The following is a 16,165-nucleotide window of genomic DNA, read 5'->3' as shown; positions in this document are numbered from 1 at the left end:
ATCTGTGTTCCAATGATTAATCTAGGTTTACCAAAACGATATTATTGAACGAAATCCCTAGTCCAGATGGAAATGGAAAGCCCGGAGCCACTTGCGCTAATTTTTCTTGGTAGAAAAGAGCGACCAGAGGAAGCTCCTTTTATACCTTAGAAAAATAGCGTGAGTGGCGAGGACTTGTAATGTACAGCTGGGAATAACTCCTAAAAAAATTATTCGTCTTTATCGTGGAAGACAAAGTTGAGACCGAGTTGAAACGAAAGACTGTTGGCCTTTGAAACATCGCGATATTCTAATAGATTATCGGCCATTAAATAGATATTAAACGCACCTATATTAGCCGCTAAACCGAAACCTAAATTAGTATACGAAAAGGAATCGATGGTGTACGTAGCTTTAAAATTAAGATGGTTTTGAAACATGCTTCGTCTATAATAAGCCGTTAATGCAGTCATAGGAGTTTTGGGTGTTGACATCAAAAATAATTGTGCACCAATAGCATTTTGATATGCTTCATCACCACTATTGAAACAGTTGCAATCAGCGCTTCCCCTAGCGTCATTGAATGAATATTGATAAGAAGCATTCAATTTTACAGGTCTCCAAGTTCTGTATTTTGCAAAAGTCGTATCAAGTGGAATTGATTCTTGAAAATCACTAAAACTACTCCCTGAGGTGTTTATTGTAGTAAAATCAGGATTGATTCCTTGGTAATTATAATAGCCTTTGAAATTATATGTTTTTACATCTTTGCTGTGGGTTATAAAACCCACATCGAGCATGCTAGCAGTTAGTTGGATATGTTTTTGCGGATAATAGGTTAGTCCTAGATCAAATCCAAGTCCTAAATCGCTTCCTAAAAAGGCTTTCTTCACGGCAGATTTAGCATCATTATTTTGGTTATTATCATCAATATAACTTGCAATACCTGAAGTTTGCAATTGCAAATCAGAGTAAATTACTTGTTCGTATATGTTATTTACAGTGGATGGGATGGTATAAATGTAACCTGAATTTCTAGTAGACGTTGCATTGAATCCGCTAGTATAAATTTTGCCTCGAGCTCCTAAAATTAAATTTTCTTTTACTTTTTTATGGAAACCTAAATGCAAAACGGAAACTGCTTCGGCCTTAGCCGAAATATCACCCAAATTAAATGATTTCCCTAAATAATTTTGATTTCCGTCTAAAGCAAGTATGAGTGGGTCTTTAGGCACATACGTTAACATATCAAATTCTTGATACATTCCAAAAGACACATAGGCACGATTGTCCCAATCACCAACTCTGAACCCGCCATTGAAGATTTCTAATTGTTCGTTAACGACTAACTTATCATTATTTGTTGTCGAAAAAACGACATTACGGAGTTTTGTATTGAAATCGACAGCGTTATCAGCAAATAAATCATAAGCTGAAAAACCTGAAGAACCAACATTAGCAGAAATTCCAGAAAGAAAAGGGATGCCAAAATAAAATTTGTAATCATAGTCAGCTCCAGGATTTGTCATCATGGATTGTGGCACCGCAGTGAAATTGTATAAAATTTGTTTGTTTTGTGACCAAGAGCGTATAGCAACCAATGACAACAAGAGGATTAAAGATGCTTTTCTCATTGTATTTCCATATAAACGGTTGCACTTGATCTCAATTTCAAACTTCCAGGACTATTTTCAGTTAATGCTGGACCGGGAGCCATGATGACTCTAAAACCCATTTTTTTGGTTTGCTTCAATAAAGCCAACTTAGCATCTTTGAAAATTTCGGTTTTAGTAACCACTCTCGGTGTTCCCGTTGAAGCTGGAACAACAAAATTGATTGAATATAGTATTTGATCGAATTCATCAACCAAAACCAAATCGATTGTATAAGCCCTGTTAATAGTGTTGGTTATTTCGAAGAAGAAGTCTGCTTGAATTAAATTGTCTTTAAAAAAAGAATCTCTAAAAGCATCAAAGTTTTGTGCGCCAAAAGCGGCATTAGTTTCTACACCATTGGTAACAAATTCATGGGCAGGAGCTTCAAAATACGTTAGATTAGCAACCGCAATTGGGGTTAATTTCAGATCATTGACTTGGTCAAAATTCAAATTACTAGTACACGAACTCGAGAGAACCAGCATTAGAAAGACAAAGTAAATATTTTTTAAAGTAGGTTTTTTCATTTAAATATTTATCATTATTCTTTATTCATCTTACTATAAGTTATTTATAGCTGCCAAACAACTTTGAGGCTACGTTGTAAGCGCTTTCAAAACTTAACGGATTAAGATTGGTGTTTATTTTGTTTGAAGTGAAGTAAGACAGTAATTTCTCGGTAGGCATATTGCCGGTAAGTTCATCCCTTGCCATCGGACAACCACCAAATCCTTGGATGGCACCGTCAAAACGACGACAACCTGCCAGAAAAGCTGCATCTATTTTTTCATACCATTTTTCATAAGTCGTATGAAAATGCGCACCAAACTCAATATGGGGATATTGAGGAACTAAATTTGAGTACAAATACGAAATCACTTCGGGGGTTGAACTCCCAACAGTATCAGAAAGCGAAAGAATTTTAACTCCCATTTGAGACAATTTTTCTGTCCATTCTGCCACAATTTCTACGCTCCACGGATTTCCATACGGATTACCAAATCCCATGGAAAGGTAAGCAACCACTTCTTTATTACTCTTATCAGCAATAGCAAGGATTTCCTCCAAAGTAATTAAGGATTCTGCAATTGTTTTATGAGTATTTCTCATTTGGAAATTTTCTGAAATCGAAAAAGGAAAGCCTAAATATTCAATTTGAGGATGTTGAGCGGCTATTTCGGCTCCTTTGGTATTCGCAATTATGGACAATAACTTGCTCGAAGTATTACTTAAGTCCAATTGTTCTAAAACAGCAGCTGTATCCTTCATTTGAGGAACCGCCCTAGGAGATACAAAACTACCAAAGTCAATCGTATCAAAACCCACTCGTAGCAAAGCTTGGATATAGGCTACTTTTTGAGCAGTAGGTATATTCATTTTTATGCCTTGCATGGCATCCCTTGGACATTCTATGATTTTGACTGACTCCATATAGTCAAAGATATAAAAACTTAGAAATTGCCGAGGGTTCCCTTAAAAGTTTTTGAAGATTTATTTTATTAAAAATGAAACCAATTTGTAATCAAAAAAAGAAACTTATAATTTCTATACTGTTAAAAAAATCACTTACAACTGATAATTGGTTTTGATTAAATCATCTAAATTCAACACATTGTTTTTCTTGTACTTATAGGTAAGTTTCAAAAACAAATAAGCAGTAATTAGTGCATCACCCAATGCGGTGTGTCGGTCATGTTTTTTTACATTATAAATATCACAGAGTTCGTCAAGAGAATAAGTCTTTTTGAATCGATCTTCGGTTGCAATTTTTTTATGAATATAATTAGTATCCAATTGCTTGGAACGAACCGTCCCTCCTCCTGCTCTGCGCAAGGCTTTGTTTATCATTGTCATATCAAATTTAGTATGATGTGCTACAATTACCGCATCACCCAAATAGTCAAGAAATTGAATCATAGCCTCTTCCTCGCTTACTTTAACTTCTTTCCCTTCTCTTCTTATCCCGTGAATTTTAACCGTTTCTTTGTTAAAAACCTCTTGCTTAATATAGACTTCAAAGGAATCCGAAACTAAAATTTTGTTATTCTTAATAGCAACTGCTCCGATACATAAAATACGGTCATTTTCAAAATCAAAGCCAGTGGTTTCCGTATCTAATGACACAAAACGAATGTCTTCAAAGTGAGAGTATTTGGTGCTGTTTTTTAATAAGTCACGGTGCTTTTTAAAAAAATCAGCATATTTTTTTCTTTTAAAAAAGGAAAACATAGCTTAAGGTATTATTGCAACATTAAATCGCGTGGTTAATGACTCCTGAATGTTTTTGATAGGCTTAAAACAACTTTTTAATTTCAATCGATCTGCTTTACTCAAACTATTAATATCGACAAACTTTCCACCATCATTATTTGCCAGTCCTTGCAAGGTACGGAACTGCAATAAAATCTTGAAAGCATTGGCACAAGATTCAAAAAAGTCACGGTTTTGAGGTTCTACTTCCATCAATTTTTCATATCGGGCAATAGTATTGTTTATTTTAAGATTATGATGCAATGAAAAAATTCTTGCTGCATCTACTAACGGTCTAATGGCACGACTTTTAATATCAAATTGGTCTTTATGTTCTCCATCCTGCTCGACCAAAAACTGTTTAAAGAACCCTAAAGGAGCTGCATTATTTAAGGTAGCTTTACTCAAAAAGCCTAAAAATATTTCTTTATCGGCTATATATCGAAACACACTATCCGACATTTGGTTGTACAATTCCTTATCTCCATCGATATATTCAAAATCAAAGAAAATAATACTCAATAAGATTTTATCCGAAGTAGGATGATTGATCCAGTCTTTAAATTGTTTTTTCCATTCTTTAAGCGAAATACACCATTTAGGATTACTTGCCATAATATTAGCAGGACAGTATTCAAAACCAACGGTATTCAGTTTTTCGGTTACTTTGGTCGCCATATTTAAGAAATACTCTTTAACTTTTGGGTATTCCTCTTCAGATACATTTTCAAAAACCAAAGCATTGTCTTGGTCCGTAATCAACAACTGTTCTTTACGACCTTGACTTCCCATCGCGAGCCAGGTATACCTAACAGGAGGTTGCTCTCCCATTTCCTCAATACTCAATCGAATGATTCGTTTGGTAATAGCGGTATTGATTTCCGAAATCACTTTGGTAATAAAATAAATTGGAATTTCTTGTTCTAAATATCCCATAGTAAGTTCAGATGCCTGTACTCGAATATGCCTCAAAGTCTCCACATCCTTGGCATATTTTATTTCTCTCATCAAGAAAATAGGATTGTTTCCTTGAATAATATTCAAGTCGTGCCCCCCTAATACCCCTATTAATTCGGAAGTAGTTGTTCCATCTTTAGTAATGCAAATATGAGACACTTTGTGTTTTAAAATCGCTATTTGGGCTTCGGCAACCGTAATTTTTTCAGGAAAAGTAATCACTGGACTCGTCATGATATCACTTACTTTATTTTCGATAGAAAACAATCCCGTACCAATTTTTATTCGGATGTCTTTGTCGGTGATAATTCCGACTGGTATTTTATTCTCGGCCACAATGATTGAATTCACCTTAGAGGCAGTCATAATTTGACAAGCTTCTTTGACAGTTATGCTTTCAGAACACACAACAGGATTCTTAGAATATTTAGCCGATTGTACTTCAGCAAAACTATTTTCTACTTTTTGAACCGAAGACACATTGGCAAACAATTTTCCCTTATGTTTATCTGAAAAAGGATCACGAGTATTAGTCGCAAAACTAGCGATCAAAAACTGACTTACCTTCGGGTAATTATTAATAATTTCCTTAAATAAATCAATTGGAATACCGTACAAAATCACCTCCTCATTGGCTGCTGCTCCCATCAGGTAATTTTCATTCATTATCAAAGGGCGCAATCCAAACAAATCTCCTTCGTCACAAATATCTAGATTTTGCTTCTCATTATTCACAAAACGATATAAACGCACTGAACCTTGGTGAATAATATAAAAATGTTCGTGAGGAGTGTCGTCTTGACTAAAGACAATCGCATCCTTCTCAAAATACTGTATCTCAATATTTTTGGCCACATCCAAAAGGGTTTCTTTGGATATTAAATTGAAAGGAGGGTAATCTTTTAGGAAATCGTATATACGTTCAGCAATAGTATTCTTCATTGGGAAATCATTTTTGGGGAATCAATCAGATTGTAAATTTAAGATATTCGTTTTGAATATTGTTAAAGAGGATAAGTTGATTATAGCAAACACATTTTTTTCACAGGAATTACAACAACTATCACAAATCAAGAAGGGTACAGTTTTAAATTGTACTAATTTTATCTGTCTAAAATAGATTTGTGAAATTTAAAAAGATTTGTTTTCGTGCAAATTAGGGCAATTCGTGTCTAATATTTTTTAAGGAGACTTTAGATGTTTTTAAAATCCCAATGGCTATTTTTGTATCAGGATCAGCTTATTTATTTTGACTAAACAATCACAAATGCAAACCCAAATACTTATTATCCCAGGACTTGGAGGCTCAGGAGAAACACATTGGCAAAGTCTTTGGCATCAAAAATACCCAAAAGCACAATCAGTAATTCAAGATGACTGGGAGAATCCATTAATCGAAAATTGGATTCCACGATTAGAAGAAGTGATTTCGCAACTTACCGCCCCTACTATTTTGGTTGCTCATAGTTTGGGCGCTATTAGCGCGGTTCATTGGGCAAATAAATATACTAATTCGCATATCGTGGGAGCCTTGTTAGTGGCACCTGCTGATGTGGACTCAGACCTACATGCACCAGAAATCATTCGGAATTTTGCTCCCATTCCACTAGCTCAATTACATTTTCCTTCCATACTTATCACCAGTAGTAACGATCCTTATATTAGTGTGGAAAGAGCTTCGTTTTTAGCAGGAAAATGGGGCAGTGAATTAGTCAATATCGGCGAGAAAGGACATATCAATACCGAATCTAATCTTGGACTATGGGAAGAAGGACAAGAGTATTTGAATAAACTTATGTCTCGTTAAATACTATTTAATAATATCAAAAACTTTAAAATACTGCTAAACTTTTCTTTGTGATCTTTGCGAACCCTTTGTGAACTTTGTGGTTTAAAAAAACCTTTGTGACTCAATTAAAATAACTTTTCATAACTTTAAAATCTCAAACAAAACCACAATGGCACGAACAGAATCCAATATGCTTCCGCTAGGAACAATAGCTCCCGATTTTTACCTGAATGACAGAACTTCTGAAATACACAACTTTCATTTTAAGGATGTAAAAGGAGAAAAGGGAACATTAGTGTTTTTTATTTGCAATCACTGTCCTTTTGTGCATCATGTTATTGAAGAAGTCGTTCGAATCGCCAATGATTATCGTGTACAAGGAATTGGTTTTGTTGCTATTTCAAGTAACGACATTGTCAATTACCCACAAGATGGTCCCGAATTGATGACCGAATATGCATTCGAAAACAGTTTTGAATTCCCTTATTTATTTGATGCTACTCAAGAAGTTGCCAAAGCCTACCAAGCAGCTTGCACACCTGATTTCTATTTATTCGATAACCAAGACCGATTAGTATATCGAGGACAACTCGACGACAGCCGCCCTGGAAACGGAATCCCAATTAGTGGAAGTGATTTGCGCGGTGCTATTGATAGTGTTTTATACAATAGAGCTATTAACCCTAACCAAAAACCGAGTATTGGCTGCAATATAAAATGGAAATAGATTTTTTATTTAAACACAAAGTTCACAAAGGTAGCACGAAGGTTCACTAAGATTTATTACCTGATATTTCTATAAAACCCTAAGAATTACCTGCGTAAATCTGCCAAACTCAGCATGTTTATATTTATCAGGTAGATTTTGCAGATTTCCTTTAAACAATATTACCTAAGAAAAATAGAAACGCTCTACTCTCCCAATATAATTTTAGGTAAATTTTCATTCAGCCATTTGTATTTTGTTAGAATCAAAATATGGGTAGCGCCTTTGATGGTTATACAATCTTTAATATTCTTAATAGGAAAAACATCATCTGCATCTCCGTGGATGTGAATCACACGAGGATCTACTTTAGTTCTATTCCATAGAATAACCTGTTCCACTGCCCATTCTAAATAGTGAATATCGCGAACAGAAAGGAATTTTTCATACAAATGCAAGCGTTGTTTTATTTTGTCACCAAAGGAAAAACGAGCCAGATTCTCCAAATTAAGTATCAAACTCATTGGAATCAATTTATAAGCTTTGGTTGCTTTGGCCATTTTCATTCGCATTGGAAATTCTAAGTTACTTTTGGCACTCGAAATAATAATGAGCTTTCGAACTTCAATCAAATTAGCCATTTCCTGAACCAAAATTCCCCCAAAAGAAACACCAATCAAAACAGGATTTGGATGCTTTATTTTTTGAGTCATTCTCAATGCATATTCTACTAACGATTCTTTCTCCAAAGGTATTTCCCACTCTAAAAACACCACTTCAAAAGTCGCTGTTGGTAGTGCTATTTTTTCAAAAATTAAAGTACTTGCAGCCAAACCAGGCATGAAATAAACGGGAATCTTACTCATAATTCAATAAATGGTTTTGAAGAAAAACAGAGCTTGTATTTTAAAAGATAAAAATACCGTTTTAAAACGTATGAAGGTAAGCCGATACTATTTTTTATGAATTATTTCTGAATTGTCAACCATCCTACTGAGTGCAAAATGAAGTTTACGTTAAATCTATTAAAAACGTTGCTAATTGATAATCAATTTAGTAACTTTACAAATCTCCATTTCGGCGTCAAAAATCCACATACCTACTATTTCAAATGAGCCCTATTACTAGCAAGAATGCTAAAATATAACTTTGAAATATTAATGCTAACTTTTTAAAAAATAAAATGGAACAATTTATCACCTTAGAAATTAAAGACAATACTTTTGCGCGACAATTTGAGATTACCATTGAAGAAGGATTAGTAAGTGTAGAATATTCTTTTCAAGATCGAAAAATATTTTTAACCAAAATCAACACCCCTGATAATTTTGAAAACGAAGCCTTAATTTCTCAATTTTTAACCGACATTATGGCCATTGCAGTCGAAAGAAAACTCAAAGTTGTCCCTATTCTTCCTAAAATCGTTCGCTTTTTTAAGAAAAACCCAGAATTCAAAGAATTACTTCCTCCGGGAATTCGATTGTAAATTAAAGTAACCACAAATTACACTAATTAGCACAAATTAGTTAGACTCAATAATTACACAAATTCATAAAAAAAATCAATCAAACATCTTTGGAAGATAATTTTATTGACAACCTTTTTATTTGTGTAATAATTTTAAAGTAAAATAATTTGTGCTAATTAGTGTAATTTGTGGTAGACTTTTTTTTGACAAAAATCTATTTTTCGATTTCTCTCATGCTTTCCATTTTCTTATTAGCTAAGAAACCAGTAATGTCTTCAAAATGTTCGATAACTCTTTTGTTTTTAAACTCAAAAACTTTAGTCGCTAAACCGTCCAAGAAATCCCTATCGTGAGAAACCAAGATTAAAGTACCATCAAAATCACGCAATGCTTCTTTGATAATATCTTTGGTTTTCATATCCAAGTGATTCGAAGGCTCATCCAGAATAAGCAAGTTAACTGGTTCAAGCAACAATTTAATCATCGCCAAACGTGTTTTCTCTCCCCCAGAAAGGACTTTTACCTTTTTGGTAATATCATCTCCATGAAACATGAAGGCTCCTAAGATATTTTTGATTTGAGTTCTCACATCACCAACAGCAATATCATCAATCGTTTCAAAAATAGTGGCATTCTCATCTAATAAAGAAGCTTGATTTTGAGCAAAATATCCAATTTGAGCATTATGACCAATCTCGACACTACCGCCATCTATCTGAAGTTCCTTCATAATGGCTTTAATCATCGTCGATTTTCCTTCTCCATTTTTCCCTACAAAAGCTACTTTTTGACCTCTTTCGATAACAATATTGGCATCTTTAAAAACTATATGATCACCATATGCTTTATCTAATTCTTTTACAATCACAGGGTATTGCCCTGAACGTGCAGCAGGTGGAAATTTTAATTTTAATGCTGATGTATCAACCTCGTCAACTTGAACAATAACTAATTTCTCTAACATCTTCACACGAGATTGAACCGCATCGGTTTTTGAAAAAGTACCTTTAAAACGATCAATAAAAGCTCTGTTATCAGCAATCATCTTTTGTTGTTCATCATATGCTTTTTGCTGATGCATACGACGATCTTTACGCAACTCTAAATAGTGTGTATATTTGGCTTTGTAATCATAAATACGCCCCATCGTCACTTCAATAGTACGATTGGTAATATTATCCACAAAAGCTCTATCGTGAGAAATCAACACTACGGCTTTGGCTGAATTGATTAAGAAATCCTCTAGCCACTGTATACTTTCAATATCCATGTGGTTTGTAGGCTCATCTAGCAAAATCAAATCTGGTTTTTTCAACAAGATTTTAGCCAACTCGATTCGCATTCTCCATCCTCCTGAAAACTCCGATGTTTGTCTAGTGAAATCTTCACGAACAAACCCCAAACCGATTAAGATTTTCTCAACTTCGGCTTCGTAGTTCACCTCTTCAATGGCATAATATTTCTCGCTTAAGTCCGAAACTCTTTCTATCAATTTCATGTAAGCATCACTTTCGTAATCTGTACGCACTGTCAATTGCTCGTTGATTTCGTCTATCTCAGCTTTCATAGCAAAAATTTCACCAAAAGCTTTCGATGCTTCTTCCATTACAGTAGCACCATCCGTAGTCAATAAATGCTGTGGTAAATAAGCAATAACGGCTTCTTTTGGAGCTGATACACTTCCTGTTGAAGGTTTTCCGTGACCCGCAATTATTTTTAATAGTGTCGATTTTCCCGCACCATTTTTCCCCATAAGGGCTATTTTATCATTTTCATTAATAGCAAAAGAAACATCGCTAAAAAGAGTTGTCCCTCCAAATTGAACGGAGATATCGTTAACTGTAATCATTGTTATTGTTGATTTGTTTATTCGGCTAATCGCTTATGTGATTAACTTTTTCTTAAAAAATGCAAAGATAGTTTAATTAGTGAATGGATGAATATAAAAATAAAAGCTTCTAGGAACAGCGTTTAAAAACTGATTCTAGAAGCTTATAATGAAATCGAAAATGTAGTTTATTGTTTCTCTTGATTGATTTCGTCCCAAATTGGCGCATTCATCACTCCAATTTCTTTCGGTTCAAAGACCGGATTGACACCATTAGCCTTTTGTTGTTCATAATCTCTAAGTGCCGCTAAAGCAGGCTTTTGTAACAATATAATCGCAATAATATTAAACCAAGCCATTAAACCAACTCCCAAATCTCCAATACTCCAAGCCAATTGCGCTTGATTTACTGAACCATAAACAATTACAACCAACATCACTATTTTTAAAATAGTAATAAAAATAGGCGATTTTAAACTTCTGGTTAAGTACGATACATTGGTTTCGGCTATGTAATAATAAGCGACAATGGTAGTAAAAGCAAAGAAAAACAAAGCAACTGCTACAAAATAAGAACCTAAACCAGGGAATATAGTATCCATTGCATTTTGTGTAAATGCTGGTCCTGCAGAAACACCTGGTAAGCCTTCATATAAAAACTGCGTACTTCCATCAGCTGCTAATGTTGGATTAACTACATTGTACTTTCCCGTAAGTAACAACATTAAACCTGTAGCTGTACATACTAACAATGTATCAATGTAAACCGAGAATGATTGCACCAAACCTTGTTTAGTAGGGTGCGAAACATTGGCAGCCGCCGCAATATGAGGCGCTGTCCCTTGCCCAGCTTCATTTGAATAAATTCCCCTTTTAACTCCCCATTGGATTGCCATTCCAAAAACAGCTCCAAAACCAGCTTCCATATTAAAAGCACTTTTGAATACTAAAAGAATGATTCTTGGTAATTCTTGTATATCAACTATCAAAATAATCAGTGCAATTGCGATATACCCCAACGCCATAAAGGGTACAATATATTCAGTAAACTTAGCGATTCGCTTTACTCCTCCAAAAACAATAGTGGCAAAAATAAGTGCTACCCCTACTCCTGTCATCCAAGTTTCAACTTGAAAAGCCGTTTGAATACTCTCTGCAACCGAATTAGCCTGAACGCCTGGCAATAAAACACCAGCCGAAATAACCGTAACTATCGCAAACAAAACCCCAAACCATTTGGCACCTAAACCTGTTTCTATATAAAATGAAGGACCTCCACGAAATTGCCCTAAATGTTTTTCTTTATAAATTTGAGCCAATGTAGCTTCAACAAAAGCTGTACTCGCTCCTAAAAATGCTACCATCCACATCCAAAACAAAGCACCTGGTCCACCAAAAGCAATTGCCGTAGCCACTCCTGCTATATTACCCGTACCAACACGACCAGCTAATGACATCGCCAAGGATTGAAAGGAGGAAACACCAGAATCAGAACTCTCCCCGTCAAACAACAATTTGAACATTTCTTTAAAATGGCGTAATTGTAAAAAACGAGTACGAAAAGAAAAATACAGCCCCGTTCCTAAACACAACATAATCAAAGCATTACTCCAAACAATGTCATTTAACATTCCGATAAAATCTTCCATAGGTATTTTTATTAAATTGTTGCCAAAAAAACAACAAAACATCCGAAATACAAATAATTTTCTATAAAAAAACAAAAAATATTCTTTCAAAAAGAAAAACTGCCCTATTCGTTAGAAATAAAGCAGTTTTGTTTTTTATTTTTATATATAATCTACATTGGGCAAAGTGGCACAGCAGGGCCTCTTTACGGTTTTATACGCAACAATAAAGACAAATTACAGTTCGTCTCTACAAGGAAATAGATATTATTCTTTTCTCCATTTTTTAGTTTCTTCAAAAACGTGTTCCAAAATAGCAGCTTCCTGTTCGTCGAATTCAACACCTCGGCGACTCATAACGATTTTAGCTGTTTGAAAAGCTTTTTTAGTAATATAGGTAGAAAAACCCGATGCTCCACCCCAAGAAAAACTTGGAACAAAATTACGAGGAAAACCACTTCCAAAAATATTTGCACTTACTCCTACCACAGTTCCTGTATTGAACATGGTATTAATACCGCATTTACTATGGTCACCCATCATCAAACCGCAAAATTGCAAGCCTGTTTTAGCAAATCCTTCGGTTTCATAGCTCCATAGTTTCACTTCTTCGTAGTTGTTTTTCAAATTCGAATTGTTACTATCTGCACCAATATTACACCATTCACCCAAAACAGAATTCCCTAAGAAACCATCATGTCCTTTGTTTGAATATCCAAATAATACAGAGTTATTTATTTCACCACCAATTCGAGATTGTGGTCCTACAGTTGTCGCACCATACACCTTAGTTGCTAATTTAACAACTGCTCCTTCACACAAAGCAAAAGGCCCACGAATCACAGAATTCTCCATTATCTCAGTGTCTTTACCAATATAAATAGGACCTGTGGATGCGTTTAATGTCACAAATTCTAATTTGGCTCCTTCTTCAATGAAGATATTCTCAGGTGCAATCACATTCACACTTTTAGGAATAGGCTGCGATTGACGGACTGCTGTTAAATAGTCAAAATCGGCACGAATGGCAGCATCATTTTTCGAAAAGATATCCCAAGGATTATTTACTGTAATCGTTTCATCTTCAAATTCAATAATTTCATAACTATCAAAATCTACTTCCTCTTGACTATCATGAGAATAAAAAGCTACTACTTCTTCACCTTTAAAAATAGCTTGATTAGGTCCTAAATCTAAAATTAAGTCTACTAGCGCTGTGGTGGGTAAGAAAGAAGCGTTAATCATTACATTTTCTTCTAATTCTACCATTGGATATTTATCAGATAAATATTCTTCCGTTAGAGTTGTTGTGGTAGAACCCAAATACATTTCCCATTTTTGACGAATGGACATAATTCCAATTAAAATATCAGCAACAGGACGCGTAAAAGTAAAAGGCAATAAAGCATTTCGAGAAGGTCCGTCAAAAAGGATGTAATTCATTTTATATGTTTTTATTAAAATTGATTATTGTTGTAGGGACAAGTCGCGACTTGTCCGTACACGCGATTGTCCGTACATGCGATTGTCCGTACACGCGATTGTCCGTACTTGCACGTCATTGTCCGTACATGCGATGCCAAAGTTACAAAGTTTCAAATAGCTACCATAAAAAAAGCCCCGCAAAATTGCGAGGCTTTCTATATTTTGAAAACAAATTAAAATTATTTAATATGCTTAGCGTATTTAGTTTTAAATTTATCAATACGTCCTGCAGTATCGATAAGTTTGTTTTTACCTGTGTAAAAAGGGTGAGAAGTTCTAGAAATCTCCATTTTTACAACTGGATATTCAACACCTTCGTGAATGATTGTTTCTTTAGTATCTGCAGTTGATTTAGTGATAAAAACATCTTCATTTGACATGTCTTTAAAAGCAACTAATCTGTAATTCTCTGGGTGTACACCTTTTTTCATCTTGTAAATCTTTTTATTGTTTGGCTATAATTTGCTTTGAAGCTTTTCGTTTTTAAAGAAAAGGTATAAACAACTTATAACTTTTTATTTATTATTGTTTTATTTGAAGATGCAAAAGTACAATTATTTTTCAATAAACAAATCTTTGTTTGTATATTTTTTACTAAATACCTAAATTAGTTTTATTCTTGCTTAAACAGAGCACATAAGCCTTGACAGGAAGTAAACAAATCACCCCTAATTATAAGGATGCTAAAAAAAAATTACTCGAATCTCCCTTCCTTAAGCTAGATTCTTAAAATTTAAAATTGAGTATTTTCGTGAAAATTAGGCTTGATAATTAAAAATTCAAATCAAAATATTTTTAATGTTCTTTGACTTGGATTTTCTCCCTTCATAAATAGGGAATTGTTATATTTGCATACAAAAAAACGACAGCCTAATGATTAATGAAGTCATAAAAAGAAACGGAATCACATATGGTACTATAACAGGAGTGATTTTATCACTCATAACAACAATAATGTACACCGTTAATCTTGAACTATTCATTGCTTGGTGGACTACCCTTTTAAGCTTTTCGATATTTATCATCATCCCGATGCTAGCACTTATTAAAACCAAGGTACAGTTAAAAAACAGCTTCCCTTTTAAAGATGCTTTTACCACTTATTTTATTTGTGCATTAATTGGGTTACTAATTTCGGTGGGATTTAAAATGATTTTATTCAATATTATAGACCCATCAGTCAAAGATTCTTTATTAGAATTAACGGTAAACTATTTAAAAAGCACTTCTGCAAAATTCGGTGTTCCCGAATCTTCTTTGAACGAAATGATTGAAAATTTAAAAAAGACAGATCCTTTTTCTATTGTAGAACAAGTAAAAGGGGCTGTAGTCAGTCTTTTTTTCTGTGCTCTTTTAGGATTAATAATGGCTGCTTTCTTTAAATCAAAACCTACATCAGATAACTAATGAATTTATCTATACTTATTCCTTTACTAAACGAGGAAGAATCATTAAAAGAATTATACACTTGGATCATTAAGGTGATGCAAGACAACCAATACTCTTACGAAGTCATTTTCTTAGATGATGGAAGTACGGATAGTTCATGGCAACTCATCGAAGGTTTTTCTAACGAAAACCCAAACATCAAGGGAATTAGATTCATGAAGAACTTTGGTAAATCACAGGCATTACACGCTGGATTTGCTAAAGCTCAAGGTGATGTTATCATCACGATGGATGCTGACTTACAAGACAGCCCAGATGAAATCCCTGGTTTATACAAAATGATTGTCGAAGAAAATTTCGATTTGGTTTCTGGTTGGAAAAAGAAACGTTACGACTCAGTAGTAGCCAAAAATATCCCTTCAAAATTATTCAATTGGGCTGCCCGCAAAACATCTGGCGTACAACTAAATGATTTTAATTGTGGATTGAAAGCCTACAAAAATGTTGTAGTCAAAAACGTAGAAGTTTCAGGCGAAATGCACCGATATATTCCAGTATTAGCAAAAAATGCAGGTTTCGGGAAAATAGGCGAAAAAGTAGTCATTCACCAAGCCCGAAAATATGGTGAAACTAAATTTGGAATGGAACGTTTCATAAATGGCTTTTTAGATTTGATTACTATATGGTTTTTATCTAAATTTGGCAAAAGACCTATGCACTTATTTGGCGCCATTGGTTCCATCATGTTCATCATAGGTTTTGTATCAGCAGGATATATTGGGGTTTCTAAACTGTATTTTATGTACAACAACATGAGATACACCTTAGTAACTAATAATCCTTGGTTTTATATCGCCTTAACAACCATGATACTTGGGACACAACTGTTCTTAGCTGGATTTTTGGGTGAAATCATATTGAGAACCAAACATAATGAGGAGCGTTATAAAGTGGCAACTGTAGTTAATTTATAACATGCCCTAGCCCTGATGGAAGCGGCATCCTTGTGGCGGCCGGCATTATGCCGCCAC

General features: G+C 34.4%; 15 protein-coding genes. 5 read left to right on the top strand and 10 right to left on the bottom strand.

The annotated features are described in order from the left end of the window. Positions 1-209: 209 nt before the first annotated feature. The 5 genes from SLW70_RS08930 to SLW70_RS08910 all read right to left on the bottom strand — a co-directional run bounded on the left by SLW70_RS08930 (position 210) and on the right by SLW70_RS08910 (position 5,783). Positions 210-1,613, bottom strand: coding sequence for a DUF5723 family protein (locus tag SLW70_RS08930; protein ID WP_320887959.1), 1,404 nt, complete (start codon positions 1,611-1,613; stop codon positions 210-212). Next, entirely contained in the window at positions 1,610-2,161 is a 552-nt protein-coding gene (locus tag SLW70_RS08925) for a hypothetical protein (RefSeq protein WP_320887958.1), read from the bottom strand. The genes SLW70_RS08930 and SLW70_RS08925 overlap by 4 nt, the downstream gene beginning before the upstream one ends. 40 nt (positions 2,162-2,201) lie before the next feature. Continuing rightward, the gene (locus tag SLW70_RS08920; RefSeq protein WP_320887957.1) at positions 2,202-3,065 is read right to left on the bottom strand and encodes a hydroxymethylglutaryl-CoA lyase; all 864 of its coding nucleotides are present in this window, start codon (positions 3,063-3,065) and stop codon (positions 2,202-2,204) included. Between the two features lie 135 nt (positions 3,066-3,200). After that, a complete protein-coding gene (locus SLW70_RS08915) occupies positions 3,201-3,863 on the bottom strand; it encodes a 3'-5' exonuclease (protein WP_320887956.1) in 663 nt (220 codons plus the stop codon). Positions 3,864-3,866: 3 nt separating this feature from the next. After that, entirely contained in the window at positions 3,867-5,783 is a 1,917-nt protein-coding gene (locus tag SLW70_RS08910) for a DUF294 nucleotidyltransferase-like domain-containing protein (RefSeq protein ID WP_320887955.1), read from the bottom strand. Positions 5,784-6,108: 325 nt separating this feature from the next. Here SLW70_RS08910 and SLW70_RS08905 point away from each other — a divergent pair, with 325 nt between their 5' ends. Next, a complete protein-coding gene (locus SLW70_RS08905) occupies positions 6,109-6,648 on the top strand; it encodes an alpha/beta hydrolase (RefSeq protein WP_320887954.1) in 540 nt (179 codons plus the stop codon). Between the two features lie 151 nt (positions 6,649-6,799). Further along, positions 6,800-7,357 (top strand): thioredoxin family protein, encoded by a 558-nt coding sequence (locus SLW70_RS08900; protein ID WP_320887953.1) that lies wholly within the window; start codon positions 6,800-6,802, stop codon positions 7,355-7,357. A gap of 185 nt (positions 7,358-7,542) precedes the next feature. Here SLW70_RS08900 and SLW70_RS08895 read toward each other — a convergent pair whose 3' ends face one another. Further along, entirely contained in the window at positions 7,543-8,202 is a 660-nt protein-coding gene (locus tag SLW70_RS08895; protein WP_320887952.1) for an alpha/beta hydrolase, read from the bottom strand. Between the two features lie 317 nt (positions 8,203-8,519). Here SLW70_RS08895 and SLW70_RS08890 point away from each other — a divergent pair, with 317 nt between their 5' ends. Continuing rightward, entirely contained in the window at positions 8,520-8,822 is a 303-nt protein-coding gene (locus SLW70_RS08890) for a GNAT family N-acetyltransferase (protein WP_320887951.1), read from the top strand. A gap of 196 nt (positions 8,823-9,018) precedes the next feature. Here SLW70_RS08890 and SLW70_RS08885 read toward each other — a convergent pair whose 3' ends face one another. The 4 genes from SLW70_RS08885 to SLW70_RS08870 form a co-directional block, all read right to left on the bottom strand. After that, positions 9,019-10,653 (bottom strand): ABC-F family ATP-binding cassette domain-containing protein, encoded by a 1,635-nt coding sequence (locus SLW70_RS08885; RefSeq protein WP_320887950.1) that lies wholly within the window; start codon positions 10,651-10,653, stop codon positions 9,019-9,021. Positions 10,654-10,820: 167 nt separating this feature from the next. After that, positions 10,821-12,281, bottom strand: coding sequence for an alanine/glycine:cation symporter family protein (locus tag SLW70_RS08880; RefSeq protein ID WP_320887949.1), 1,461 nt, complete (start codon positions 12,279-12,281; stop codon positions 10,821-10,823). A gap of 246 nt (positions 12,282-12,527) precedes the next feature. Next, entirely contained in the window at positions 12,528-13,703 is a 1,176-nt protein-coding gene (locus tag SLW70_RS08875) for a GlmU family protein (protein ID WP_320887948.1), read from the bottom strand. Positions 13,704-13,924: 221 nt separating this feature from the next. Further along, positions 13,925-14,176, bottom strand: a complete 252-nt coding sequence (locus SLW70_RS08870; RefSeq protein ID WP_320887947.1) for a type B 50S ribosomal protein L31 — start codon at positions 14,174-14,176, stop codon at positions 13,925-13,927. A 442-nt stretch (positions 14,177-14,618) separates the two neighbouring features. On the opposite strand from SLW70_RS08870, the gene SLW70_RS08865 reads away from it, so the two are divergent. Together SLW70_RS08865 and SLW70_RS08860 are read left to right on the top strand one after the other, a co-directional pair. Continuing rightward, positions 14,619-15,152 (top strand): DUF4199 domain-containing protein, encoded by a 534-nt coding sequence (locus SLW70_RS08865; protein WP_320887946.1) that lies wholly within the window; start codon positions 14,619-14,621, stop codon positions 15,150-15,152. Further along, positions 15,152-16,108 (top strand): glycosyltransferase family 2 protein, encoded by a 957-nt coding sequence (locus SLW70_RS08860; RefSeq protein ID WP_320887945.1) that lies wholly within the window; start codon positions 15,152-15,154, stop codon positions 16,106-16,108. The genes SLW70_RS08865 and SLW70_RS08860 overlap by 1 nt, the downstream gene beginning before the upstream one ends. The last annotated feature ends 57 nt before the right edge of the window (positions 16,109-16,165 follow it).

Source organism: Flavobacterium sp. NG2 (assembly GCF_034119845.1).
Taxonomy (GTDB): domain Bacteria; phylum Bacteroidota; class Bacteroidia; order Flavobacteriales; family Flavobacteriaceae; genus Flavobacterium.
The sequence above is the reverse complement of the archived record's forward strand: the minus strand, read 5'-3'. Positions and strand labels throughout refer to the sequence as shown.

Bases quoted from the DNA above. Each gene is read 5' to 3' on its own strand.
- SLW70_RS08915 (WP_320887956.1), bottom strand. From the start codon at position 3,863: ATGTTTTCCTTTTTTAAAAGAAAAAAATATGCTGATTTTTTTAAAAAG.
- SLW70_RS08895 (WP_320887952.1), bottom strand. From the start codon at position 8,202: ATGAGTAAGATTCCCGTTTATTTCATGCCTGGTTTGGCTGCAAGTACT.
- SLW70_RS08925 (WP_320887958.1), bottom strand. From the start codon at position 2,161: ATGAAAAAACCTACTTTAAAAAATATTTACTTTGTCTTTCTAATGCTG.
- SLW70_RS08870 (WP_320887947.1), bottom strand. From the start codon at position 14,176: ATGAAAAAAGGTGTACACCCAGAGAATTACAGATTAGTTGCTTTTAAA.
- SLW70_RS08880 (WP_320887949.1), bottom strand. From the start codon at position 12,281: ATGGAAGATTTTATCGGAATGTTAAATGACATTGTTTGGAGTAATGCT.
- SLW70_RS08860 (WP_320887945.1), top strand. From the start codon at position 15,152: ATGAATTTATCTATACTTATTCCTTTACTAAACGAGGAAGAATCATTA.
- SLW70_RS08890 (WP_320887951.1), top strand. From the start codon at position 8,520: ATGGAACAATTTATCACCTTAGAAATTAAAGACAATACTTTTGCGCGA.
- SLW70_RS08910 (WP_320887955.1), bottom strand. From the start codon at position 5,783: ATGAAGAATACTATTGCTGAACGTATATACGATTTCCTAAAAGATTAC.
- SLW70_RS08920 (WP_320887957.1), bottom strand. From the start codon at position 3,065: ATGGAGTCAGTCAAAATCATAGAATGTCCAAGGGATGCCATGCAAGGC.
- SLW70_RS08905 (WP_320887954.1), top strand. From the start codon at position 6,109: ATGCAAACCCAAATACTTATTATCCCAGGACTTGGAGGCTCAGGAGAA.
- SLW70_RS08865 (WP_320887946.1), top strand. From the start codon at position 14,619: ATGATTAATGAAGTCATAAAAAGAAACGGAATCACATATGGTACTATA.
- SLW70_RS08900 (WP_320887953.1), top strand. From the start codon at position 6,800: ATGGCACGAACAGAATCCAATATGCTTCCGCTAGGAACAATAGCTCCC.
- SLW70_RS08875 (WP_320887948.1), bottom strand. From the start codon at position 13,703: ATGAATTACATCCTTTTTGACGGACCTTCTCGAAATGCTTTATTGCCT.
- SLW70_RS08930 (WP_320887959.1), bottom strand. From the start codon at position 1,613: ATGAGAAAAGCATCTTTAATCCTCTTGTTGTCATTGGTTGCTATACGC.
- SLW70_RS08885 (WP_320887950.1), bottom strand. From the start codon at position 10,653: ATGATTACAGTTAACGATATCTCCGTTCAATTTGGAGGGACAACTCTT.